Genomic DNA, 24,294 nt, shown 5'->3' on the forward strand with positions numbered 1-24,294 from the left:
AATGCAATAAGATTGTCGTTATTCATGGTGTATCCTCGTCTGGTCTTTTTCCTTATCCAGCAGGATACGCCGTTTCTTCTCCTTTACTCATACACCACAAATAAACATAGCTCGTGTCCAAAGCTCCTCCCCTGCCGTTGACTCGCAGAACAGTCGAGAACAGCTGCACATGCACATGAAGCTGGGGATCGCTATTGCGATTGGTAGAGTGAGTAAAGCAGGCAAAGATTGGTTGAGCAGCTTCGCGGTGAGTACCTCCTGGCCCGGTGCGCGTAAAGCAGAACTTAGATTGGATCTCTTCAAGTGGAAGGCTTCGCCACAGTGCCTGAAGCATACGAGACCTATTTTCAGGCCTAGTGGTCGCAAAGAAAGTAGAGGTATCCCCTGGCGCTGAAAAGCACAATTCAAGAGCTGATACCGGCTTATATTTTTGAGAGTTTCCTTTTTCCTTATCCGTGTAGGTACGAGTAGTCGTCATGCCACGGCGCAAGACTTCACCAGTGATGGGCGACTCCCCTCGGTAAAGGCGTTTGACCCGAATATCATTTTCATAAATTGGCTGGTGATTGAGGCCCAATGCCTCTGCACCTGACCCTGCAAAAAATCCCAGGGCTTTTCCATACTCAGCATCGTGGGTCACGCTCCCTACGGTGTGGTAGCGCAAGAAATAGTGCTCATATCCACTGTCTACATGAACAACAGTCTCAGAACAGGTCATAGAGATACTTCCTCTTGACTAAAGACCTGCGTCACGAGGCTTTGCGCTTCTTCCGGAGTAAGACCACCGAGGGCAATTAACAGAAGCTGTGTTGTAATTCGTTGTTCCGCACGAAGTTGAGCGATCGCTTTAGTTAATACTTCAACTTCTGAATGGAGATAGAGCACTTCACAAATTACCTCTCCAATCGTCTTAGACAGCTCATCTGCGGAATCTGTGGAGGATGCCTTGGTCATGGCATTATTCGAATGAAGGACAAAATAGATTTTTTCCCCTGGTTAAGCCTGAGAAGAACAGCTTTTAGAGGAGAAAAGGTGAATTAAATGAAATAGCGCGAACGCCGATCGGAATGACTGATCAGCTTAGAAGTGCTTATGTGGCCCTCTTTAAAGCCATGCCTCTTGCAGGCACGGCACAACATCTCATACAAGAGATTAACTCTCGTATAAGTAGAGGCTCACTCCTCAATTCACTAGGCTCTTTCAGAAAGAGAGGAGCTTCTCACGTTGCAACAAGTTACTGCTGTGCAGATGAGTCAGCGTAAGGAAATAGCGAGAGTACTCAAGAGACACGTATAACTCCTCTTAAGGAGTCTACAACAAAGGGCTTTCTTCACGAGTGAAAGCTAAAACTAACGCATACTGTCGTGAACAAGGCTATCTTCACGATACCAGGTGGATGAAGTAAAAGAGTATGTATGCGTACTTCTTGAAACTGTCCTTTGCTTAAGGTGAATTCTCCTTCAACTTACTGATCAACGTCACAGGGTAGAGCACATGCATTTTGTGGTAATGTAGCACGTTCTTACGTGCTTGGTGCAGCGAGAGGAATAGCAATTGGAAAGTGTTCTTAGGTAGAAGAAAAACTCAGAAAAGTGATATCTACTACAAATTTTCATGTAAGTATCTTAAACATAAAATTGCCAAAAGCATTGCTAGAAGCTAATTAGAGCCGATATCTATTAAAATAAGAAGTACTAATACTTTTAAAAGTTGTTAAAAAAATTACATCTATTATTTCAGTAGTTTCACTTAGGTATATATTCACTTTGGTGTCTATTTCATCCTTAAGATAGAAATCTCGAGCCCGCTTTATAGGTTTTTGTATATGCAAAAGGTAAATTCACTCTTGAAGTCTTCAACTATTTCCTTAAACCAGGACCTTCCTAGTCCTCTTTGTCTTTTCTGGTTGCACTTTAGTGCCTTGGTGTGTAGCAATTTAACTGAATACTTTCTTATAAACTACCCAATAAAAAACTCAATAACTTGAGTGGGTACCCAGTTGGGTACCCACTCAATCTAAAGGGCTAGGATCTGTCTGCGAATTTATTTGTGCGCGTCGCGCACAAATAAATTCGCAGACAGATCCTAGTAGTTGGGTGAGAGAGTGAGAGCCATTGTAAAAAACGACTACGTCTAGCAGCGACAACTGAAAACCACCTACTACATCGATCACTAAGGAGACAACGCTAACCTACAAGCAACAACAAAAGTGAAGTTCATAACAAAGGCACGGTTACCTGAAAAAATGCAGACATACTGGAAAAGCTTTGTAGTTGTGTCTGCGCATACGCCAGTAAAAGCGCGGCTCTTAACATGGTCCCCTTTCCCCTTTTTCCTTCCCCCTCCCCCCTGGGGGGAGAAGAACATAGTCCCCTTCCCCCTGGTTCATAAGAGACTAGTACTCACTCGGCAATAGTAAGACACCATTGTCTTGTGGCCTCGTTCTTAACGGCGTCGTTGTAGCCCAGAACGCCCACATATGCTCGAGATAAAACTCAATCTTAGGAAGCGGGAAATCGGTGTATAAAATCTTTTGCCTCACCACAACCTTACCTTTATCAAGTTCGCAGATTACTTCAGCTGAGTGATCAGCTTTTACTGTCAGCGTCCAAAATTGGAGTTGTTGGAGCGCTGTGTTAGAGCGCACACTCCTTGCTCGTTGCCATTCACCAATAATGTCAAGCAACCAGTACACACCACCATTTTCAAGGACGTACCGCACACCATCGGTATACACAAATGGATGTAAAGGGCTCCCAGTTCGCCAATAATGGGCAGTTCCAGTAAACCTGTGCAAGTCTGCGTCAGTCAGTGTTGTTTTTTCATTTCGATTTGTCATACTCCCTTTCGGTGTTGGGGAGACCGTCCAGATAAAGCGCAACAAATGGGCGGTCTCTTGTTTTTTCTTGTGCTCTGTTCCCCAGATTTTCTGGGGGAAGAGCGCCTCGCGCTCTTCCTTAACAAGTGAAAACTTCCAAGCGGGGTGAATGGGTCAAGGGGAGGCTTCGCCGTGAATTTTGGGGGGTACCCACCGATTCCTACGGTGGGGGGAGCCAAAATTCTCGGGGGAGTCCCTTGACGCAGAGGGGCAAGGCCCCTTGAAGGAGAGAAGAAATAGAGGCTCTTGTCAGACGACAGCGACATTGCCGGGTGGCGACAGATGCGGCTCCTGCCACTCCAATGACGCTTCTTGTCGCGACAGCAGTGATCGGATCTAAAAGTAAGTTTTGGCAGAGCTTTCAGCCTCTAGTGCCCATAAACGACACTATGCGATCGCTTTTTCTAAAGCAGGAGTCGTAGCTGCCGTTCCCGTCAAGATGAGGCTCTTAGCAATTGACTCCTATTCAGCCAGAAATTAAAGATCACAACTATTAGACTTTATCGGTAATAGGAAGGGAAAAAGCCCAAAAGCCTTGCCAGCAAAGCCTTTTAGCTATTTTTACGGCAAAAGCCTGAAAAGCCTTGTGGCACAACGCTTTGAGCTACTTTTTCATCTAATTTCCGATTAAGTCTATTATGTACGGCTGAGCTTGTATTCACGGCATCTCAACAGCAAGCTTTAAAGCCTGACCCATGTATCGCAACCGTCCTCGAAAAGACGGGCTATTGTCCCTGCCAGTGCAAGTCATTTTAGCGGAAGAGGAGCACCCGCCAGACAGAGAGGAAGCGATCAGATGGCTATTGCTTACCACGGTGACAGTGAATGACCTACAAGAGGCTCAACAATGCCTACGCTGGTACAGTTACCGTTGGTTAATTGAACGGTATCATTATGTGCTCAAAAGTGGTTGTCACATCGAACAACTTCAATTGGAAACAGCAGACCGCATTGAGCGAGCTTTAGCGGCTTATGCAATGGTGGCTTGGCGATTATTGTGGGTGACTTACTTAGCGCGCCGGTCTCCAGAACAATCCTATGATGAAGTGTTTGAGGCGTATGAATGGCAAGCGCTCTATTGTACAATTCATCACAGCAGTTTGCTTCCTTCAACTCCACCGACACTGCATGAGTGTATACGATGGATTGCTCAACTGGGTGGTTTTATTGAACGCAAGGGCGATGGAGAACCGGGAGTTAAAACAATTTGGCGGGGACTACGACGGCCGCATGACATTGCTCAAACCTGGCAACTTGCTCATCCTGAAACAGGATGCTTCCAATATGAAGTAAAGATGCGACTAATGCATAAGGCTCTGCCGGAGGATGCTGTTACTTTTTCATCATCTAGAACGTAACAGGAGATACTCTACCCCTGCATATTGCACAGAAAATCAAAGTAGATCGAGAACGATCGAAGAACATTTACCTCGCATTATTATTCAATAAAGATACGATTACCTCTACCAACTTCTCCGGTTCTACAGGTTTAGGCACATGCCGTTGGAACCCGACTGATAGTGCTTGCCGCTGATCAAATTCTCCAGCATATGCTGTGAGCGCGATCGCCGGAATCTGACCACCTTGTTCGGGAGGCAATGCTCTCACCCGTTGCATCAACGTATAGCCATCCATCTCTGGCATTCCAATGTCACTCACCAAGACATCTGGTTGGAACTGCATCAATGCTGTTAGGGCTGCCTCTGCCGAAGCAGAGGCCACTACCCTCGCCCCAGCTTGTTGGAGAAGAAACTCGATAAAGTCGCGTGTGTCAGTATCATCATCCACAACTAGAACATGAGTGCCTTGCAAAGTTGCAAATTGTTGGGAGGATAGCGAACGTTGCTCAATCGGGGGGGAAGCCTGCATGAGCGGAAGATGAACTGTGAAGGTAGCGCCTAATCCTTCTCCAGAACTGTCGGCTTGAATCGTGCCGCCATGTAGTTCAACCAGGTGTCGCACGATCGCTAGCCCTAACCCCAATCCACCAAACTTGCGAGTCGTGGCACTGTCAGCCTGACGGAAATAGTCAAAGACATAGGGCAGAAAATCAGGAGCAATTCCTTTTCCAGTATCGGTCACAGTAATGCGAGCTTGATGGTCAACTTGCTCTAATCGCACCGTCACCTGTCCTCCTGCGGGAGTAAATTTAACGGCGTTAGAGAGCAAGTTCCACACTACCTGTTGCAAGCGAGTCGCATCCCCTGCAACCAAGCCCATAGTGGAATCTAGAGGAGTCTCTATGGCGATTGACTTGGCTTCTGCCGCCAGTCGCACGGTTTCGATCGCAGATTTAATCGTTGAAGCCAAGTTAATGGGGCTAACGGTGAGACTGAGCTTACCCTGTAAAATCCGAGAGACATCCAGCAAATCCTCAATCAGTTCAGCTTGCAGCTTGGCGTTGCGTTCAATGGTTGTGAGTGCCTGTTTCGTTCTTACCTCATCTAATTTGCTGTTCTGTAGCAGTCTTGACCACCCCAGAATGGGATTGAGCGGCGATCTCAATTCGTGAGACAAAACAGCCAAAAACTCGTCTTTAATTCGATTCGCCGTTTCAGCTTCTTCCCGTGCAGTTTGTTCTCGCGCCAAAAGCTGCTTGCGTTCGGCTTCGTCCTGTCGCTGCTCAATTAAGTCAGTTGCTTGACGAGCGAGCAAGTCGAGAAACCGTAGTTCGCGATCGCTAGGTCGATGGCGAGTGCGCCAATGGGTTGAAACCATACCAATCAGTTTGCCCGAACGAGAAATGAGCGGAGTGGATTGGGCAGAGCGATAGCCAGCTTTAACGTGCATTCGTAAAGAGCCATCCGGATCTTCGCTTTCGGGTGCATCGAAATCAACGAAGCTGCGAGTGCCGCCCTTAAGGGCAATACCACAAGATGTGTGAGAACCGATATTGACACGGTAGAAATGATCCACCATCGCTTTCTCAAAGCCTTGTGTGGCTAGCAGCAGCAGATCTTGCGTTGCTTGATCGAAGATTTGCACACTTCCGGCATCAGCATGGGTAAGCGCGATCGCCGTTACGATAATTTCTTGATAAAGTGCCTGGATGTTGTCTTCGCTGACAAGACGTGCACTCAGGTTATGCAGCAGTTGGGTATCTCCTAAGTCTGCGGCAGTTTCCATTTCTGCTTGTTTGCGATCGGTGATATTCCTGGCTGCTCCAAACCATTCGACGATTTCGCCCTGCAAATTGAGCAGTGGAATCGCACGGGAGAATGTCCATCCAATTAGACCGCTTGATTGAATAACCCGGTGTTCTAACTCAAAGATGCTTTTAGTCTGAACCGCTTCCTGGATCGCATCCATTACCTTTGGCTGATCCTCTAGAGGAATGTATGCTTCAAGCCATGCCCGGCTGTTTGTCGTACTTGTCAGAAAATCTTTGCCATCCAAGGCAAGCATCTCCGTCCAATCCGCACTCATGCGATACATCATGTCCGAACTAGCGGTGACAAATAAGCGGAACTGTTCTTCAGATTTACGCAAGGCTACTTGAGCACGATCGCGCTCAAAAACAATGCTGGCAATCTGAGTCCCAAAATCAGCAAGCTGATGCTCCCACGCAGTTGGGTGTCGTGCCTTGTCAAAGCACAACATGAGTGACCCGATCGGCGAACGATCACTGTCAATGATGGGCGTAGAATGACACGCCAGAATGCCATGATCTACACATAGATCTCGCCACCCTTGCGACCAACGATCATCATTGGCAATATCTGCACAAGTAATGGGTTCACCCCGGTACACCGCCTCGCCACAGGTGCCAATACACAAATCGTTAATGGGTAAGTTCTCAACCTTTTGCCTAAAAGACGACGGCAAATCAGACATAATTGCATGGAGAAATGTCTGTCGTTCCTCGTCCGCCAACAAGAAACAAGCACGTGTACCAGCATTCAAACTTGCAATTGCATGGCACACTGCTGCAAGGCATTCGTCTAGGGGGTGCCCGGAAGCAACTCGCTCCAGCAGTTGTTTCTGCTCGACCAGCAGCAAGTTTGATCGCTTGCGTTCAGTTACCTCAGCCGCAAAAATGGTAAGTCCATTAACTGAAGGATAAACTCGGTACTCAAACCAGCGATTCCAAGGCAAGTAGAGATATTCAAACTGGAGGGGAAGCTGTTCGTGCAGGGCGCGATGAAATTGCACGTAAACGTCTGTGCCAATAGCAGCCGGAAATAACTCCCAATTGTTATAACCCAGCAGTTCTTCACGCGGCTTCCCAGCCAGTTCACAGAGGCGATCGTTTGCATAGGTAAAGCACCAGTGGCGATCGAGCGTATAAAAGCCATCACTGATACTTGATAGGATGGTTTCAGTCGTTTGTCTCGCATTTTCTGATTCTAAACGGAGTGCCTGCTCACGTTGTGTTGCTTCTTGTCGCAGTTGTGCCAGCTTCAAATTTGCTTCCACTCGTGCCAGTAGCTCACGAGCAGAAAAAGGTTTCGTCAAGTAGTCGTCTGCTCCAGCTTCCAGCCCTTCAATCCGCGCTTCTTCTCCAGCACGGGCAGACAGCAAAATAATGGGAACTTCTCTTGTCATCGGGGCTAATCTCAATTCCCGTAATAGCCCAAAGCCATCTAAGCAGGGCATCATGACATCGGTTAGCACCAGATCAGGAACTTGTTGCTGAGACATGGCTAGTGCTGCCATTCCATCAGTCGCAGTTTCCACCTCATATCCCTGACTTAACAGCAACCGCTTCACGTAGCTCCGCATATCTGCGTTGTCATCCACGAGTAAGATTCGAGCAGGCGGTAGGGAAGACGCAGAAAGTGAACGGTGCGGTAATCCAGTCGTTTGTTCGATCTGTAGCGTTGTCGTCGCGTATTCCGATGTCGTTGTCTCCTCTCCTGGTAACCAGCGCAGCGCTTCCTCCACATAAAGATCTGCATTGGACGGAGAAGAAGCAAGAGAGCGAGCGGATTGAACCCGATCAGAGGGTAAATGAGCCGATCCCAGGGAAATTGTAATGATGAACGTTGTTCCTAAACCCTCGGTGCTTTCAACTTGAATCTGCCCTCCGTGTAACCGCACCAGTTCCTGAACAAGAGCAAGCCCAATTCCAGATCCTTCTTGAGTTCTACCCTGTGCTCCTTCAACCCGATGAAAGCGTTCAAACAATCGCGGCAACTCTACGGTAGGAATGCCAATTCCTGTGTCGCGCACGGTCAATTCAACCTGACCTCCAACTTGATGCAGGGTGACAGCAATCTCACCCGTGAAGGTGAACTTAAAGGCGTTTGAGAGGAGATTGAAGACAATTTTTTCCCACATCCCTCGATCCACATAGACAGGCTCAGCTAGGGGTTCACAGTTAACAATCAACTGTAATCCAGCTTGCTGGATGGTTGAGCGGAAGACGCTGGCGAGTTCAACGGTAAAGGTCGCTAAGTCTGTGGGTTCATAAACGGCTTGTACCCGTCCAGCTTCAAGGCGAGAAAAATCAAGCAGGCTGTTCACTAGTTTCAGCAAGCGCAAGCCGTTGTGCTGCACCATCTGTAACTGCTCGCGCTCATCAGGTGGCAGGTGCCCATCTAACCGATTCAGCGTCTCTTGCAGGGGACCTAACATCAGGGTTAGAGGAGTGCGAAACTCATGGCTGATGTTGCTGAAGAATGTCGTTTTGGCACGGTCAAGTTCTGCCAATGCCTCGGCTCGTTTGCGTTCCTCCTCATAGGCTTGGGCATTGGCGATCGCCGTTGCGACCTGTCCGGCAACTTGAGTGAAAAAGTCGCGGTAGGGATCGTCGAGCCGACGACGGGGGCTGGCTACAACGACAAGCACCCCGCTGACCTTGCTTTGTCCCGAAGTAGAGATCGGCAATACCAACGCTTCTTGGGGCGGTTCTGCCCAGGGGCTTCCAGGAAGATTGCCAAAACGTGCCACCAAATCTGTCACCACCTGGGGTTGGGCAGTACGAGTAGCCAGAGCAATCGGCCAGCCCTTAGAGTCGGCTTCGGTAGTCAAATCAATAATGGCTGGACTGATAGGGCTACCTGGAACAACCTCAATGCGGTTACACAGGCGAGCGTGTTTTTCATCAGAATCAATCAGATAGAGCAGCGCAAATGGAATGTCAAAGGGACCAGATTGAAACGTCTCTAACATCAATACACACGCTTCTTCGGTCGTTTTCGCAATCCCTGTTTTAGAAGCGATTTCCCGCAATAGTTGAGCACGGCGATCGTTCAATACGCGGTATGTTGTTTCAGTCACAATGTTAAACACGCCCTCAACCATACCCCTCTCTCCCTGAATGGGGTTGAAGGTGTACTCAAAGTAGCATTCCTCGGTGTAGCCGAATCGGTGCATCGACAACAGGTCATCCTTATGAAAGGTGCCTTTACCTGTCGCTAAAACCCCTGCCAACTCTGGACCAATATCATCCCAAATTTCCGACCAAACCTCACGAGCCGAGCGACCTAATGCCCAGCTATGTTTATTACCCACAATCGGTCGCCAAGCGTCGTTATAGAGCAAGATGCACTCTTGTCCCCAGTAAATTGCAATGGGAAAGCGGGAGTTTAGACAAATACTCAGTGCCGACCTCAAGCTTTGGGGCCATGTTTCAACTGCACCCAATGGCGTTTGCGACCAGTCTTGCGAACGCATCAGCAGCGCCATTTCGCTGTCGCCCACAAATACTTGTTCTACCGCTTGCCAAAGCTGAGCCATCTTTTGGTTTCTCTGCTGTGTTGATATGAATGAGCAATCTCCGTAGCAAACTCTATTTTTGCTGTTCGCTCAGAAAATACGTATTGAGCAGAATGCAACCCTCATCCCGGAACTGGCTGGAGGGGGACTGGGCAATTCGTTCAAGGACGACGCGAATCTGTTTTAATGCCAGAGGCGAGGGTTGAATACGACCATTCTCCCATCGATTGATGGTTTCATAAGTTACACCAAGCTCGGCGGCTAGTTGCACCTGAGTCAGTTGCATCAGGTGGCGAAGTTTACGAATCAGATGGCGGTACTCTGGTTGATTCAACCCTAAAGACTTTTTAGAGGTCTTCTTAGAAACAGATTTCATAACTATCGTTACTCAAGCTGGCAATATGACAAGTGTCATATTAAATAATCTGTCAATTAGTAGAATTATCAATCTCTCTTGAGACAGGGATGCTTTGCCACCAAAGATGAGGAGCCTGCAAAGGCTCCTCATCTTTATCTCGCGAAACTCACACTAAGCTGTGTTGCAAGTCATATGAGTAGCAGTTATAGGGGCAGCACCCATAACACAATAAAAGCTCAAAAAAGTTTATGGACTAGGGCTTGAGCACTTAATTAATTTTCTAAGACGCTTTCATCTAGCTGTTCCCTCCTAGTTGCCTCACTTCCAACCACTGTCACAAAATAAATACTTGAAACTTCAACCAAAATTCCCTTAATGCAGGCAATGAATGACAACTGTGCTACTTCGCCAAACACGGCGGTGGGTACAAGTCATAGAGAGCGTAACGGCAGCCCTCGGCCAACCACCTCACCAGTGGTGGTAAAAGAGCGCAGGTGAGCCACCTGCACTGCTGCCGAAACACTTGGAGCCGGATGCGCGGAGACGTGCTTGTCCGGTTCGAGGGAGGCTCGGTTGAGTAATCCTGCAAGCGCAGAGTAATCCAATCGTTCGATCCCATCTTTATGCAACGGAAGTTGGGCGACCGGGACACGCCTCAATTGAGGTCGCACATAAGGAAGCGGGTGATGTGCTGAGGCACTAATCCCCATAGGGGGGCATAGCCTACGTGTGGCAACACATATGGCGTGCAACCCTATCCAGCGCAGGGAGCTTGGCTTTTGTGAAAAAGTCAATCGGAGGAGACACCTTCGGCGATCGCGCGAAACCGCGACGGTGAAGAGCTCAACTGTGAAAGGGGCGAAAGCCCTTGCTGGTCAGATGAACGAGAGACGATGCTGAACTGAGGAAAAGGCGCTGCATGGTAATTCGTGGTCACTTCTGCCTTCCGCACGAGGAAACCTGAGATGGGAGCGGCATAGCCGCCAGTGCAGTAGCCCTGGGGATAACAATCCCCTACCAACGTGACTCGTTTGTCAACTGTATGTGCTAACCGGGGAAGGTCTGGCAGGCCGGGAGGTGGCTCCTCTCGGTGCCTGGGCTTGTCACCCAGGTGTTTAAAACTGACCAGACTGGGAGTGTGGAGCAAGTAGGATCTCGCAACCAACGCGAGATGTGCAAAGGGCAAGGCAGTCCGTTGCACATCCATTGGTGCTGCACAAAAGTACCGTGGGGTGGTGCCCACGGTATGCAGCACGATGAGCACGAAAGCTCTGAGGTGGTTGTACGCTCTCTATGAGTTCCCCTCTTTCGTGGGATTGGCGGTGGGTCTGAAACATGGCCTTCCGCCAATTCAACCAGTGCAGTTCTTGAACTGGAAAAACTCCATGATGGTTTATAGACACACATTCGCAACGACCTGATTTTCCGGGCTGTGTGACAGCTTAAGGAAGGTGGCACGCGCGATCGGACGTATCGCACCGCGATACGTGTGTGGACTGGAAGGACTTTGTGCAAGGTTACACAAAGGTTACTCACAAAGGTGCACCATCAAGGTTGACAAGAAAGGGGACTTTTGCGGACTGACCACAACGGCAGTCCGCTTCTTGATACCGTTGGAGACCCACATGTCATACTTGTATGAGGTGTCTACCCTTGGTCACTTCCTACGGCGTATCGCGCTTGATTATATGCGCTATGGCTACACACGCTGGGCACTCCGCCATCTTCCGACAGACAAAGATCCACAAGCGATCGATAGAAAGCTCGTTGAAGCGTACGGCGTGACACAATGCCGCACGAAACGAATGCGACAAAAACAAAAGGGCCTCGCCGTCGTTCAATACGTGCGGTTTGATCACACGTTTGTGCTCCTTGCCACCAAAGGCAATCATCCAGCGTTTGAGCGAATTCAAAGCTACGATGCAACGCTCGTCCCGCTCTACATTGGAGCGTACTCGATTAAAGTCATCCACCAGGGCGTGTCAGTGCGGGTACGACAGGAGGTATGGCAGTACGTCGAAGCACGGCTTCATCGGCGAGCGCTCTATCCAACAGCAATCGTGGAAAGAGCGGTAAATTCCCTCCCTTACTATCGCTTCCCCGGCGTAGTCGCCCAACTACGCGAACTCGTCACCGCAATTAACAATCGTCGCCGTGTCGCAGGGCTCCCAAGGGTCACGTTTACGCCGCCAGGGAGACCGTTTTGGGAAACTGCACCAAAAAGACAAGCTGAGCAAGGTTCAGGAAAAAGCCGTACTGCATGCGGGCGATAGTACAAACATGGAGGGAAAAAGACGCTGCACCAAACCTCTCTAGAGACTGGCTACCAAATGGCGGGGCGAGCAGCCGCTGCCTACTTAAGGTAGCCAACTGCCGTTAGCAGGCGATTTTAGGCAGCTTAATGATAAAACTTGTCCCTTCGCCTTCAGCACTTTCAACCTCAATCGTCCCTTGATGCGCCTCAGTAATACTTTTGGCTACGAATAAGCCTAAGCCCCAACCCGTTTGCTCTTCTGCCGCGATGGTGCGACGAAACTGTTGAAAGAGAATCGACTGAGCGCTCAGGGCAATGGGAGTGCCTTCATTATGGATAGTCAAGCTGATCTGGGTTTCCGTTTGCCGGAGTGTGAGAGTAATGGGTGTGGCAGGAGCACCATATTTCACCGCGTTAACGGCGATATTTTCGATCACTCGCCGTAGCTCTTTACGGCTGCAATGACTCCTGACATCAGGATCAGAGGCCACAATAAACCGGTCTCCATGAATAAAGCGCAAATCCTCTACTACATCTTGCACGAGTAGATCCAGACGGCATTCTGCTAGGTCAAGCTTTAAGCCATACCCGGCTCGCAGCCGACTGGCATCCAGCAGATTTTGAATCATGACGTTGAGCCGCTCAATCGCCCCCATCATCCTTGTAGCTACGCCCACATGGCTATCGCCCTCTTCCAGCCGACGCAACATCAGTTGAGTCCCCATTTTGACCACGTTGATAGAATTTCTCAGGTCATGAGTGAGTGTCACCATAAAAAGCTCTTGGATGTCTTGCAGCGTCTTGGAGAACTCAGAGGCAGCGTCATTCACGGCTTGCTCAATGGAGCCAATGATGATGTCGCGATCACGCACGCCCAAGGGTTCGTCTGCCTCTAAAACCTGAAAGATGACTTGACGGAGAATGTGATACTCCAGAATCAGTTGATTGATGGAGTAGTCAGCATAGCCTGCCCGTTCCTGCCCGTGATGCTTGCCAATACGTGTGCTTTCTAGATCATCGGCTTCTATCCTGGCAGGGGTGCGGTAAATCCCGGTTGAAAGGTCATTGATCAGTTGGGCGAGGTATCGAGGGAGCGAATTTTGTAAGACCAGAGAGTTTTGATGCATAGCTGCACTAACCTCATCCCGCGCCCGCGCCTCCCATAGCTGCATAATTCTTTCAGCATTTTGTTTCAGTCGGTCAGAGGTTTGGCTGGGCATTGTGGTTGGCTCTTGGCATAGCGTGGAGAGTTTTCTAATCAACACTTGATGTAATTGAATAAACTTGTGATCGTCGTTACTAATACTTCTGATTCCACTGGTTTTGACACACGCTGTTAAAATTCAGCTTGCGACGTGGTCATGAATCTGCCGTGGAGCTTGCGAGAAAAATGCAGGAGGATGGGACAACAAATAATAAAGAGAGCTCTCATCCTTACTCTGTTGATAGGGTGTTTTTATTAAGAAGTTCTAGATCTGATACTAGAAGCACGAGCACTACCTTTCTTTTGGTAGAGGTCTTTGTTGTACTGCTACCGGATCCTGTACATAGCAAACCTCTTAAGCCGCCAGCCGCAGTTTCACCTGCGGTTTTTTTATTGCATAGTAATTAAGCTTTGCCTTTAAATTGATGTTTCTGAAGGAAAAAACAAGGAATGCAGCCTTCGACAGACTCACCTTTATTTCCTGTACAGTTAGGATGTGCTGCAATCAACGACATTCTCCCTACGTTCGCTGTGGTAATCGTAGAAAAAATGTCATTAATACATAATGGAATAATAAATAAGAAAATTAAAAGTGATCTTTAATTTATAAGGTAATTGTGAATACGTAGTAAGAGATATTCAAAATCAATAGGCTTATCAATAACTTCTTCTACATGTGATTCTAAATTTTTAATGGATTCTGACTCTCCATAAGCGGTCACTAGAAAAACTGGAACATGAGAAACATTTGGAAAATCTTGCATCTTCCAAACAACTTCATCTCCATTCATACCAGGCATCATAAAATCCAATAGGATTAAATGAGGAGAGAAGAGTTCAGCCTTTTTAAGGGCTAATTGGCCATTATTGGCGCATTCAACTTCATACCCTTCTGCTTGCAATACAATTTGCAGTAAAAATAAATTATCTTCTACATCATCTACAACTAAGATTCGATAGGAGAAATCTGACACAGTAGCCCAAAGATTATGACAAACCCAATTAAAATTATTTCATATCAATAACCTTTCGTCTTCCTACTCTCGACGTAGATTAAATAGTTAGCAGAGTAAAGTATAAATGCACTTTGCACCTACCATTACATCTATGTTCGAAAGTGTACTGTGTCCCAGCAAGCACAACGTTTCAACAGAAAAAGAAAAAGCAGCCTCTTTAAGGCTGCTTTTGCAAACGATAGCCACGCGACTACGCGACCATCTGCTACATCACTTAAGCATTTCAGTACTGTGCTTCCCCATGTAGTTCTAATTTTTTCCTACAAATGTAGAGAGTACATCCAGAGCAGCACTATGCACCACATGCGAATTCAAAGAACGCAGCTTCACTCTGTGGAGTTAAGTCGGCTTGGGATAGGAGAATCGTTGTTTCATAGCCGATCCTTCCCATTTCGGGTTCTGGCCCCATCTCCATCTCAACGAAGTAAGACCAAGCTCCAGCTTCAGGTTGAAAGCCTTTAATTACCCCACTGCCACCGATAAAACGTACCTTCTGCCCCTTACGAAGACGAGGCGCTGCCATACCCTTTGTAGCCATAGTCCCCCGACTTATTCAAGGACTGTTCTTATAGGTAAGTTCTACTTGTAAGCCAGTCCTTATTGTCTCTATCAAAGGGAATTTTTGCACCTCGGGAGCGTACTGCTGAGGTAGGAAAGTGTTTATACTCTCAGGCCAGCCTAAGCCTTGCACAAAGTACTATTGTTTTCTATTTTCTCATCTAGTTCCGCTCACTCCTGAAAAATGCGTCACTCCTAGACGCTACGGGTAATAGACCAAATCGATTGTGCGGGTAATAGACCAAATAGCTGTTTTCCCCATGCCCTGTCATTACGAAGCGATTAGTCGAACACCGCGTAAAAGCCTCAAAAATGGCCCTAGAGAGGTTTTTATCTTCTCTCCTTCTCTACCCCCTTACAAAAGAAGAGTTTGCGCTCTAAAAGCCATTTATGACCGTTTTACAGGCTCTTAGAAATACAAACTAAAGAAACCGACCAAAAGAGATTCCTAATTCTTCCTTCTCAAAAATCAAAAAAAGATCTTCCGCTCCAGAGGGCCTCAACGAGCCGAAGTTATCCACAGGCCACATCCCGTTTAAAAGAAGAGTTTAATAAAGTTTAAAAGAGTTTAGGCGCTCCAACCCCTTAAAATCACTCACGAAAAAGGGTCTTCATGCGGGTAATAGACCAAATGGATGCGGGTAATAGACCAAATTGGTGCGGGTAATAGACCAAATGAAATGCGGGTAATAGACCAAATGCCAAAAGAAGTTATCCACAGCCCTTGCTCCCTTTACGGGCAATCGTGGTAGGACGTGCACCCACTTTCCGACACCACGCAAGAAACGCACTATCAGGATTAGAAACTAAAACACAGTTTCTTTTTGTAGCCTCTTTCCAGTCAGCCTCAAGAGTGTACACATCGTACCCAGGAACAAGCTCCTTTGCTTTTTCGTAAGTTGCCGTGCGGAGATGAAGAAACTGAGGTACAGGCGCGTGAGGCATGACCTCTGGCTCTGGCGAAGCCGCGATGTCAACACCACGCTTTGCATGGAGATATTCCCGTCCGTCTTTCTCCTGGACGATAAGTGTGTAGTCAAGCAGCGTCTGCTTTCCAGCAATCTCCCGTAGCGCGATCACAAAATCAGAAAACCGTTGGGTACTCCCCGATCGTTCATAGAGCGTTTGGAAGTACCACCCCCACCCCGCACGATTACTGCCTGCTTGCTTACGAATGAAGCGGTAGAGCCACCGCTCAATTCCCCCAGTGAGCAGAAAATAATCAGGGTGAAGCGAGAGCACGAGCCGATTATCACTAACTGCCTCAAACAACCATTCAGGGAGCACCACGGTGGCGTACTGAATTCTCCCCTGCTCGTCACGTTCGAGCTCACCATATTCAAGCCAACTAAACATGACTGTTTTCCCTCGCTTTGCGCGAAGGGTGGTGACTACTGTCGTGTTCTTCAAGCGTTTAATGGCATCATCAAGCCGTTGGTACTGCACACCCCCACAGGCACGCCGTGCTGCCTTAAGAAACGAGTGCGGATGAAACCGAATCTTACGCGAGGCATTCTCTCCCTGGTCAAGTGATTCTCGCACCTGGCTCAGTAACCACATAATGAGGTCCCAATCCCAGATGGTCGCAATGCCAAAGGGAGCACCACCACTCACCGTAATTTCTGTGGTGTCAGATTTGTAGGTAATCGGAGTGAAGCGGGGCTTTTTCGAAAGGCTAAGAAAAGGGACCTCCATTGTGTCTTGCGTGTCTCGTGTCGCAATATCGGTGAAGACCGCAGTGAAGAGGTCAAGTTGAGCGTCATGGGGAGGGGGCTTTCGCGTGACCATACTCCTTCGATGTAGCCCACTCTGATTAAGTTCTCAAGAGCATTTCTTGAAAAACTACCACCATTTTTTCGAAGATATCCTTAACTATCTTGGCCCTTACTGGGATAAAGGGTATAGTCTCTATGGCACAATAAGGGAACCCGGAGCAACGTTGCTCCGAAAGAATTATACTCATGCACAAGTGCATTCGGAGCAACGTTGCTCCGGGCGTAGATGGGAACTTCTAAAACACAGAATGTAACGTATTCATGCAGCTTCGCCACACCATAGCTAACCTAATGCAGACCCACTCATGAGTAAAACGGTAGCGCTCTTTAACATGTCGGGCGGCGTGGGAAAATCCACGTTAACCATGAATCTAGGGTTTCACCTCGCAGAAAATTTCAAAAAACGAGTGCTTCTTATCGATATGGACCCGCAGGCGTCACTTACAACGTTTATGGGATTAGAGCCTTTTGAGCTGCCTAAAACTGTGTATGACAGCCTTCTTGCACACGAACCACTTCCTATTGTTTCTAATATTTTTGGCTGTGATCTCCTGCCGACTAACATCATCCTTACTCAGGCAGAACTGGAACTTTCCTCTGAGCTACGACGAGAGTATAGGCTGCAAGACATATTAGAGAAGGCAAGAGAAGAGTATGACGTGATTCTCATTGATAGCCCTCCCTCACTGGGTCTCCTCTCTATTAATTGCCTGGTGGCAGCACAGTACCTCCTTATTCCCATTCAAACTGAATATAAGTCGGTTGAGGCAACGATGAACCTCTTGCAAACAACCTACGAGATTGCACAGAAGGTAAACCGCTCGCTTAAAATTGCAGGGGCAATACCGACGATGTACGATGACCGCACCTCACAGGCAAAGAGAGCGCTCCAAACCATTGAAGAGCTGTTTGCCTCGCTCAAAGGGAATCAAAGCTTTGCAGAGGCAACGGTCTTTCCTCCTATCCCTCGACGTACTGACTTTGCCAATGCAACTGCCGAACATGTGCCACTCGCAAAATACGCACCTCGCAACCCAGCTATTGCACAGCTAGAAGAAATTGCCGCCGTAGTAGAGAGACTACCATGACAAAATCAAACGCAGCATTTGAACTTAAAGGCAAGAGTGTTCTTGGCAGACTGATATCAACACCACGCCAAGAGGAGACCCAAACTCCAGAAGAAAGCGATGAGACAAAAATAAAGTTAATTCCTATTGACGCCATTGTGCGTAACGAGTCCCAGCCTCGTCAGTACTTTTCTGAAGAGAGTATTGAGAGCCTCGCTGCATCTCTTAAGAAGCATAGCTTCCGTGGTGCAATTAACGTTCGTCACCTCGACAACAACACGTATGAAATTATCGCAGGTGAGCGCCGGTGGCGGGCTGCAAAGAAAGCAGGGCTCACTGAGGTTCCCTGCATCATTGATGACTATACCGATGAAGAAGCCCTTGAGTTTGCCCTCGTGGAAAACCTCCAGCGAGAAGACTTAAGCAAGCTCGAAGAAACAGAGGGAGTGTTGCAGCTTATTGAAACTAAATTTGGGATTTCACGGGAGCAGGCAATTACGATAGTTCGCTCCGAGGGGCACCCCGATAAATCTCGGAGCAACGTTGCTCCGAGCGAGGAGTTTGAACACATTCTTTCTGTTCTCGCTGCGTTTAATATTGAACTTCAAACCTTTCGGACGAAGAACCTACGTACTCTCGATCTTCCAGACGAGCTCAAAGAAGCACATCTTACCCAAGGGCTTTCGTACCTCTCTGCGCTCGAACTGAGCAAAGTAAAAGATGAAGAAACCCGTACCGCACTTCTTAAAGAAGTACTTGCCGCACGTCTCTCATTTCGGGAAGTCAAAAAGCGTGTGCAAGAAGGCGCACCTGCGAAAGGAAAAGGGATAAGCGCTTCTCATGAGCCATCACTTTTCGAACGCGTTGAAGACTCGCTCAAAAAAGCAAAGAAAGCAAAAACATTTTTTGAAAAACCACAAAAGAAAAAACGACTTGAACGCCTCTTAAAAGATCTCGAAGCCTTACTAAAAGAGAGTGAAGACACAGAAAACAAAGAGAGTAAACAAGAGGAGAGCTAGCTCTTCCAGTCCTACTCAGACTCTTCGGAGCAACGTTGCTCCGCGTAAGCCAGGTGAAGGTACGTATTGTCCGGAGCAACGTTGCTCCGGATAGGAATTCTCTCATGAACCGTCGTCTCTGCTTCTCCTTTAGTGCCTTGAGGAACCTCTTCCCAAAGGGTAGTGCATTGCCGAAGGCTCTTATAGGTACCGCATCCTAGTATCAAATGGTCGAGTACAGGCATATCAAGCAGGACTCCTGCGTTGAGAATTTGCCTCGTAAGTGCAATGTCATCAGGGGAGGGGTCTACCTCACCGCTCGGATGATTATGCCCCACAATAATACGGGTTGCTCCACGTCGTAGTGCTTCGCCAAAAATAATGCGCGGATGGGCAAGGGTTTCGGTATCAGTGCCCATTGAAAGCAGTTTTGATGACACAAAGCGGTGCTTAATATCGAGACATACCACTACAAACCCTTCAAAAGGTTTGCACATGAGGTGAGGAGAAATCACCGCTACTGCTAAGTCTGGCGTATCAATCACGGTTCCTAATGGTGGAGCGTGCAGGTACAGCCGCCTCCCTAACTCAATTGCCGCAATGACTCGCGCTGCTTTTGCTGTCCCGACTCCGTGTATGGCCATAAGTTCAGCCATATCAACCCGAAGGAGACGTTGACGGAGATTTCCATCCCCGTGCTGCACGGCCTCAATGACTCGCTGCACTAATGGAGACGACCAGGATGAGTTCCCAGTACCCAGCAGCAGGGCAAGAAGTTCTTCTGTAGTAAGGACGCTAGGTCCTCTTACCTGTAATCGCTCAAGAGGGCTCTCGCTCCTGATAGCGTGGGAAGGGGAGGAGGGGAGATATACAGCCGTAAGGTCAGACGCTTCTTCCGTCGTTCCTTCTAAGGTACGAAAAGAGTGAGGCACACTCGTAAGTGCCGCTGACCATGCAGAAGAGTGATGAGGCGCACAAAAGTACTCTGCCATAGGCACTTGAGCAGTAAAAAGGTCGTGAGACGATAAAGCGATAGGCTACTTCGGTCACTACCTGTACACTACTGGGAGAGTAGTTCCAAACAAAAAATACTTTTGCGTTACCCAGCTTTAAAACGTGGGGGAGTGCAGATGGAGGGCTTTCCTGGGGGTTTCCAAGTGTCCACTAAGGAGCCGCTCCCGTTACAGTGGCCACGGAAAAAGCTCCCTCTGGCACCTCAATTGCCTTCATCCTCCAGAATACGATCAATATCACGCATCCCTGGAAGCACTCGTAAAATTTGCAGCTGCTCTTCCTTCACACGGTACACAATGACATAGCTTGTCTTTCCTACTTTTGGGGTTACAAGCTCTCGTGTGCCATGAACTCGCCCCGCTTTGCCTAAGTGAGGCAGTGCCGCAAGTCGCTTGACGCTCTGGAGAAGACGACTTGCAACTCGTTGCGCTGCCTCTGGATCATCACTGGCAATATACTCACGTATGCTTGCTAAATCTTTAACTGCAAGCGAAAGAAACACTACTCGCATGGAACGGGCTTTTCGTCCTTAGTTCCCCAGGAGTGAAGCCACTCTTCTACAGAATCACCTTCAACCCAATGTGCATTATCAGATTCAGCAAGAGCGAGCGCTTCTTCAATCCTTTGGATTTGCCACAGTTGTTGCTCAATATATTGCTCAATTGCTTGGGCAGCTAACCACGACTTACTACGGTTAGTACTTTCTGCTAATGCATCAAGCTTCGCCTTAAGCTTTGGGGCAAGTCTGACAGTTACCACTTCACTTTGGGACATAGCACAGCCCTCCTATACTCTGAGTATACCCAAGTGCATCGGATGTATACAAGCAAATACATCATGCCCCTCTAAAAAAGTGGAGAAGGAGTTTACCTTCTCCGTCAATACTTAAGAAGCCTTTCTGGAAGAATGCATGGCCAGAGAGCAAAAAGTGTTCCTTAGAGGGAACGCAAGGAAATGCATCAGCAAGTTGCTTAAAGAACGAGAGAATAATGCTCTATTCCTTAAGAGCGACATTCGTAGAGCGACAACAAGGTATGAGGAAATGCTCCGTCTGTTGCGATACAGGGAGGTGGGCAGAATCCAAAAATCTATGACGCAATCGCCCTCCCATACTCCGCTATCGCATCCAACACCACCTGCCGCTGCTGCGTATTCTCCGCATCAAGCCACGCTGCTTGCATAATCTCCAGCACATCTTGAGGACAGTGTGACCAGTCCGGCTGAGGGCCGTGATCGCAACTTGGAAGAAGTGGTATCTCTATGCAGGTTGCGATCACGGGTACAGCATCTTCAGTTTCAGCGATGCCCTCCTTCTCTTTAAGACGTTGGATAAACCGCTCTTCTAGGGCTTTTAGGATCGCCTCGCGGTCGGCATCTTCCAGGTTAGTGATACCGTACTGGCGCTCCCGCTGCTCCCGGTTGCCTTTCCATCCCTGGTGCTTCACCTCATACCCCAGCTTACGCAGCAACTTATTGACGGTTTTAACCGGCGGATGGTCTTCCGCAATAGTAAGCCGCAGGTAGCGACGGAACTGGTGACGGTGCAAAACTGCCCATTGGTGGACGGCGATCGCCTCCCAGCTGTTGTTATCCCATTGCTCGATAGTGCCATCTATAAAGGGCTGTAGAGGGCATTCGCTCAGGAGCTTAGCTTGCCCAGAACGAAAGGAGAGGCGAGTGTAGCTCGCAAACTGCCCCCGTCGGGTTGCCTGGGTAAACTCATTTATCCAGGTCCAGCGGTCAAGCCATTGAGCAGCCTTAGGGTTGCGCGCCATCCAGAGCAGTTCGGCAGTTTTCAGGAAGCGCCCGTTGTTTTCCACGAGGGCCTTCAAGATAAAGTGCGGGTCGTTGAGATTCACCCCTGGTAATTTGTCTTGAAGTAGCCGCTTATGGGCCACTTCCCGTTGCTCCTGGCTGGCTTCCAGTTCTTCCAGAATTGAGCGGGCTTCGGTCAGGGTTATTTCACTCGTATCGAGTTGGGCAAAGGTAGAGGCTTTGGCGATCGCCATCTCACGGGTGTGGCGGAGCCACGTCGCTGAGTCACTGGCAATGACAAGGTTTTCACCTTTATTGAGCCGATTTTTTATTTCAGCCCACGTAAGCGATGGTGAACTAAAGAGTGTCATGTCTCTGCGTTCACTGTCGGTACGTTCAAACTTGAAGAATTCTATTACCTCAAGGCCAGACGCCTGGGCAATAAGGTCAATTTCTAGATTAGTAATGCCATCTTCAGAAAGCACAATCCAGCCGCCCTGTGCGTTGACCCATTGCAAGAGTGATCGCAACCAATGGAGGTTAAGCGCATGGTTTTGGCCTGAGGTTTTGCCTTCGAGGACCTGGTGAAGCAGTTGGCTCACTTCATCAATGAGGATCAGTGGTGGCCCGTCTGGTAGTCGCTTGGTGGGAAAGCGCCATCCAGATTCAGGGCAGAGCGTGACTTCAGTAGGGCAGGGACCAAAGCCTTTAAATGCGGTGTGGTGCGGCAGCCCCAGGACAGCGGCGGACTGACGCCCCAAGGCATTTCGGGGAGTAAGAAGGCAGCGAAAAGCGGTTGGGTACTGGCGGCGGTGCTGTTCAACCAGTTCTTTGAGCGCGGTTGAGGTTTTACCGACACCCATTGGACCGTCAATTACAACAGTGCCAGCAGTCTGGGGTAGTTGCAGAAGCCCTGAGGGAATATAGCGTCCGGATAGTGTAAGCGTGGGTTCAACTCGCAGGCCATTGCATTCGGCCATGAGGCGATCGGTTTCAACCCGGTAGCGCTCCCGTACCTGCTCCTGGGAGAGCCTCGCTTCGACTTTTGCAGCGTCGGCTTGCTGGATATGCGCGGCTACCGTGGCTGCAACGTCTGCGGGAGCCATTGCCAAAAACGTGTGGGGAGAGAGGAAGGCGATCGCCTCCACATCCTCCAACTCGTCAATGTCAGGATGGGCTTTCGAAACCTGCCCCCACCAACCAACGTGAACTAAATAGCCTTGCTGCTCTAATAGCTCCCAGGTGGCCCAATACTGGCGCAAGACATGGGGGTTTTCTAGCGACCCCGCATCGGGAAAGAACTCGATGCGGCGAGTACCCAGTTCTGTGGCGAGTCGTCCTAAAGTCACCCGCAACGTTTCGGAACTGGCGGCAAAAAGCCCTCCGGCAGCACCAACAGTGATCACCCCCAGTCGTTGGGAGGTAATGAAGGGTTTGGGACCTGTACCTTCTACCAGGGCGATCGCTTGCCGGGTCGTTACCTCAGGCCGAAATACTGCGAGGGGTAACTCACCATTTGGTAAGTTGGGGGGCTGGCCGTTGGGCCGATTGTGAGTGACGCTCGATAACCAGCGGTAGCGACCACTGTCTTTAACATCACGTAGGCGCAGTTGTAATCCAACGATTAAGCCGTCGATGTCACGAATGGGGCAGAGGTATCCGGGACCAGACACATTGAGCGATCGCCCATCCAGATTCACCCCTGGCAAGGTGAGGGGGAAGTCCTCTGGTAGTTTTTGCCATTGTTCAACCGAGACAAAACCACCGGCTTTTATGTGAGCTTCGCTCAGGCCACGTCGATGCAGGTCGGCCCGGTCCTCGGGGTGAAGAGTAAGGTGGGAGAGCAGCCGTTGGTAATGGCGATCACGCTCTACCGCGGGCAACGATTGGGCGCGTTGCGCTGCTTCGGCTTGTTCTCGCAGATGTCGCCGAATCTGTTGCTCCTGCCACCATTGTTCGCGGTCTTCCTTAGAGTAGCTTGCTCCGTCGTCAACGACCCAGACACCCCACAGTCCATCCTTACTTAAGCCTGTAAATCGATAACCGGGGATAGCGAGAGAGCTTGTGGTGTACTCCATGCAAAGCCGAAGGTCATTCGCCTCTCGACATTTACCCGATGTATTGCCACAGAGCACGCAAGGGTTCTTACGCGTAGTAGGGATGAGCTTATCTCGTCCTACAAAGCCTTGATGATACGAGTCAAACGTAGGCACAACACTCTGTGAAGATCCAAGTGGCTGGGTCTCCAAACGCACAGTATTCATAGGAGTTTGATGGGCTTCATTGAGCCCTTAGTTCTACATGGTTGAGTTGATGAAGCAGCAGTGTGGTGGACGCTTCAGCGCAAGTTTTAAGAAGAAGGTTGCAGCAAAAATAGACACACAAATCCATCAGTGTGCTATCTTTGTCTCAAGATCAGACGGGTTTTTAAGACAAAAACTCCCTGAACTGAGAGAGCAACACTCTTTCAGCTATCCACCAAGTAAGGTGGGACTATGCAAAACCAAATAACCTCTAACTTTGACAGAAACCGCTTGTGAGATTGGCCCCTCGTAGCGGTTTTTGTTTTGTGGGGCTATTAGTTGTTGCGTCGTGTCCTATAGGGGCTAACGCATGGGGCTTACCTCCTGGAAGATGTTGTGGGCAAACTTGTAACTACATGCCACTGCGGGCTGTAGAGCCTTCCCAACTATCCTGTTAAGGATAATCCAATCGACCCCTTGAATGAGGAGAATTCTGGGGGTTGCGTGGGAACGA

The 24,294-nt window shown here is 48.8% G+C and carries 19 protein-coding genes; 4 read left to right on the forward strand and 15 right to left on the reverse strand.

Annotated features, from left to right (window positions below; translation table 11 throughout):
• Window positions 1-52 precede the first annotated feature (52 nt).
• From NDI52_RS27950 to NDI52_RS27960, 3 genes are all read right to left on the reverse strand, one after another.
• Window positions 53-718: a relaxase domain-containing protein gene (locus tag NDI52_RS27950; RefSeq protein WP_348256591.1), complete on the reverse strand. Its 666-nt coding sequence runs from the start codon at window positions 716-718 to the stop codon at window positions 53-55.
• Window positions 715-954: a hypothetical protein gene (locus tag NDI52_RS27955; protein WP_348256592.1), complete on the reverse strand. Its 240-nt coding sequence runs from the start codon at window positions 952-954 to the stop codon at window positions 715-717. Before NDI52_RS27955 ends, NDI52_RS27950 begins: the two co-directional genes overlap by 4 nt.
• A 1,441-nt stretch (window positions 955-2,395) precedes the next feature.
• A complete protein-coding gene (locus tag NDI52_RS27960; protein ID WP_348256593.1) occupies window positions 2,396-2,839 on the reverse strand; it encodes a DUF6876 family protein in 444 nt (147 codons plus the stop codon).
• 767 nt (window positions 2,840-3,606) lie between these two features.
• Here NDI52_RS27960 and NDI52_RS27965 point away from each other — a divergent pair.
• Window positions 3,607-4,236 carry an IS4 family transposase gene (locus tag NDI52_RS27965; RefSeq protein ID WP_348256623.1) on the forward strand — a complete coding sequence of 210 codons (630 nt, stop codon included), beginning with the start codon at window positions 3,607-3,609 and terminating at the stop codon, window positions 4,234-4,236.
• 67 nt (window positions 4,237-4,303) lie between these two features.
• Here the strand turns inward: NDI52_RS27965 and NDI52_RS27970 are convergent, their stop codons facing one another.
• The 4 genes from NDI52_RS27970 to NDI52_RS27985 all read right to left on the reverse strand — a co-directional run bounded on the left by NDI52_RS27970 (window position 4,304) and on the right by NDI52_RS27985 (window position 11,139).
• Complete coding sequence (locus tag NDI52_RS27970; RefSeq protein WP_348256594.1) at window positions 4,304-9,559, reverse strand: ATP-binding protein; 5,256 nt, start codon at window positions 9,557-9,559, stop codon at window positions 4,304-4,306.
• A gap of 52 nt (window positions 9,560-9,611) precedes the next feature.
• A complete protein-coding gene (locus NDI52_RS27975) occupies window positions 9,612-9,914 on the reverse strand; it encodes a helix-turn-helix transcriptional regulator (RefSeq protein WP_348256595.1) in 303 nt (100 codons plus the stop codon).
• Between the two features lie 413 nt (window positions 9,915-10,327).
• On the reverse strand, window positions 10,328-10,606 hold the full coding sequence (locus NDI52_RS27980; RefSeq protein WP_348256596.1) for a hypothetical protein: 279 nt from the start codon (window positions 10,604-10,606) through the stop codon (window positions 10,328-10,330).
• A gap of 80 nt (window positions 10,607-10,686) precedes the next feature.
• Entirely contained in the window at window positions 10,687-11,139 is a 453-nt protein-coding gene (locus tag NDI52_RS27985; protein ID WP_348256597.1) for a hypothetical protein, read from the reverse strand.
• Window positions 11,140-11,521: 382 nt separating this feature from the next.
• On the opposite strand from NDI52_RS27985, the gene NDI52_RS27990 reads away from it, so the two are divergent.
• Window positions 11,522-12,169, forward strand: a complete 648-nt coding sequence (locus tag NDI52_RS27990) for a hypothetical protein (protein ID WP_348256598.1) — start codon at window positions 11,522-11,524, stop codon at window positions 12,167-12,169.
• A 103-nt stretch (window positions 12,170-12,272) separates the two neighbouring features.
• Here NDI52_RS27990 and NDI52_RS27995 read toward each other — a convergent pair whose 3' ends face one another.
• The 4 genes from NDI52_RS27995 to NDI52_RS28010 all read right to left on the reverse strand — a co-directional run bounded on the left by NDI52_RS27995 (window position 12,273) and on the right by NDI52_RS28010 (window position 16,716).
• The gene (locus NDI52_RS27995; RefSeq protein WP_348256599.1) at window positions 12,273-13,370 is read right to left on the reverse strand and encodes a HAMP domain-containing sensor histidine kinase; all 1,098 of its coding nucleotides are present in this window, start codon (window positions 13,368-13,370) and stop codon (window positions 12,273-12,275) included.
• Between the two features lie 583 nt (window positions 13,371-13,953).
• Window positions 13,954-14,328: a response regulator gene (locus NDI52_RS28000; RefSeq protein WP_348256600.1), complete on the reverse strand. Its 375-nt coding sequence runs from the start codon at window positions 14,326-14,328 to the stop codon at window positions 13,954-13,956.
• A gap of 334 nt (window positions 14,329-14,662) precedes the next feature.
• Entirely contained in the window at window positions 14,663-14,908 is a 246-nt protein-coding gene (locus NDI52_RS28005) for a hypothetical protein (RefSeq protein WP_348256601.1), read from the reverse strand.
• A 731-nt stretch (window positions 14,909-15,639) separates the two neighbouring features.
• Window positions 15,640-16,716 carry a replication initiator protein A gene (locus tag NDI52_RS28010; protein ID WP_348256602.1) on the reverse strand — a complete coding sequence of 359 codons (1,077 nt, stop codon included), beginning with the start codon at window positions 16,714-16,716 and terminating at the stop codon, window positions 15,640-15,642.
• A 292-nt stretch (window positions 16,717-17,008) separates the two neighbouring features.
• Here NDI52_RS28010 and NDI52_RS28015 point away from each other — a divergent pair, with 292 nt between their 5' ends.
• A complete protein-coding gene (locus tag NDI52_RS28015) occupies window positions 17,009-17,791 on the forward strand; it encodes a ParA family protein (RefSeq protein WP_348256603.1) in 783 nt (260 codons plus the stop codon).
• Window positions 17,788-18,789: a ParB/RepB/Spo0J family partition protein gene (locus NDI52_RS28020; RefSeq protein ID WP_348256604.1), complete on the forward strand. Its 1,002-nt coding sequence runs from the start codon at window positions 17,788-17,790 to the stop codon at window positions 18,787-18,789. Before NDI52_RS28015 ends, NDI52_RS28020 begins: the two co-directional genes overlap by 4 nt.
• 11 nt (window positions 18,790-18,800) lie before the next feature.
• Here the strand turns inward: NDI52_RS28020 and radC are convergent, their stop codons facing one another.
• The 4 genes from radC to NDI52_RS28040 form a co-directional block, all read right to left on the reverse strand.
• Window positions 18,801-19,700 carry a DNA repair protein RadC gene (gene radC / locus NDI52_RS28025; RefSeq protein ID WP_348256605.1) on the reverse strand — a complete coding sequence of 300 codons (900 nt, stop codon included), beginning with the start codon at window positions 19,698-19,700 and terminating at the stop codon, window positions 18,801-18,803.
• Window positions 19,701-19,984: 284 nt separating this feature from the next.
• Window positions 19,985-20,293 carry a type II toxin-antitoxin system RelE/ParE family toxin gene (locus tag NDI52_RS28030; protein WP_348256606.1) on the reverse strand — a complete coding sequence of 103 codons (309 nt, stop codon included), beginning with the start codon at window positions 20,291-20,293 and terminating at the stop codon, window positions 19,985-19,987.
• Entirely contained in the window at window positions 20,284-20,556 is a 273-nt protein-coding gene (locus NDI52_RS28035; RefSeq protein WP_348256607.1) for a CopG family ribbon-helix-helix protein, read from the reverse strand. The genes NDI52_RS28030 and NDI52_RS28035 overlap by 10 nt, the downstream gene beginning before the upstream one ends.
• Window positions 20,557-20,870: 314 nt before the next feature.
• Window positions 20,871-23,750, reverse strand: coding sequence for a hypothetical protein (locus NDI52_RS28040; RefSeq protein ID WP_348256608.1), 2,880 nt, complete (start codon window positions 23,748-23,750; stop codon window positions 20,871-20,873).
• Window positions 23,751-24,294: the final 544 nt, after the last annotated feature.

The sequence above is a fragment of the Leptolyngbya sp. PL-A3 genome, from assembly GCF_039962325.1.
Classification (GTDB): Bacteria; Cyanobacteriota; Cyanobacteriia; order Elainellales; family Elainellaceae; genus Vacuolonema.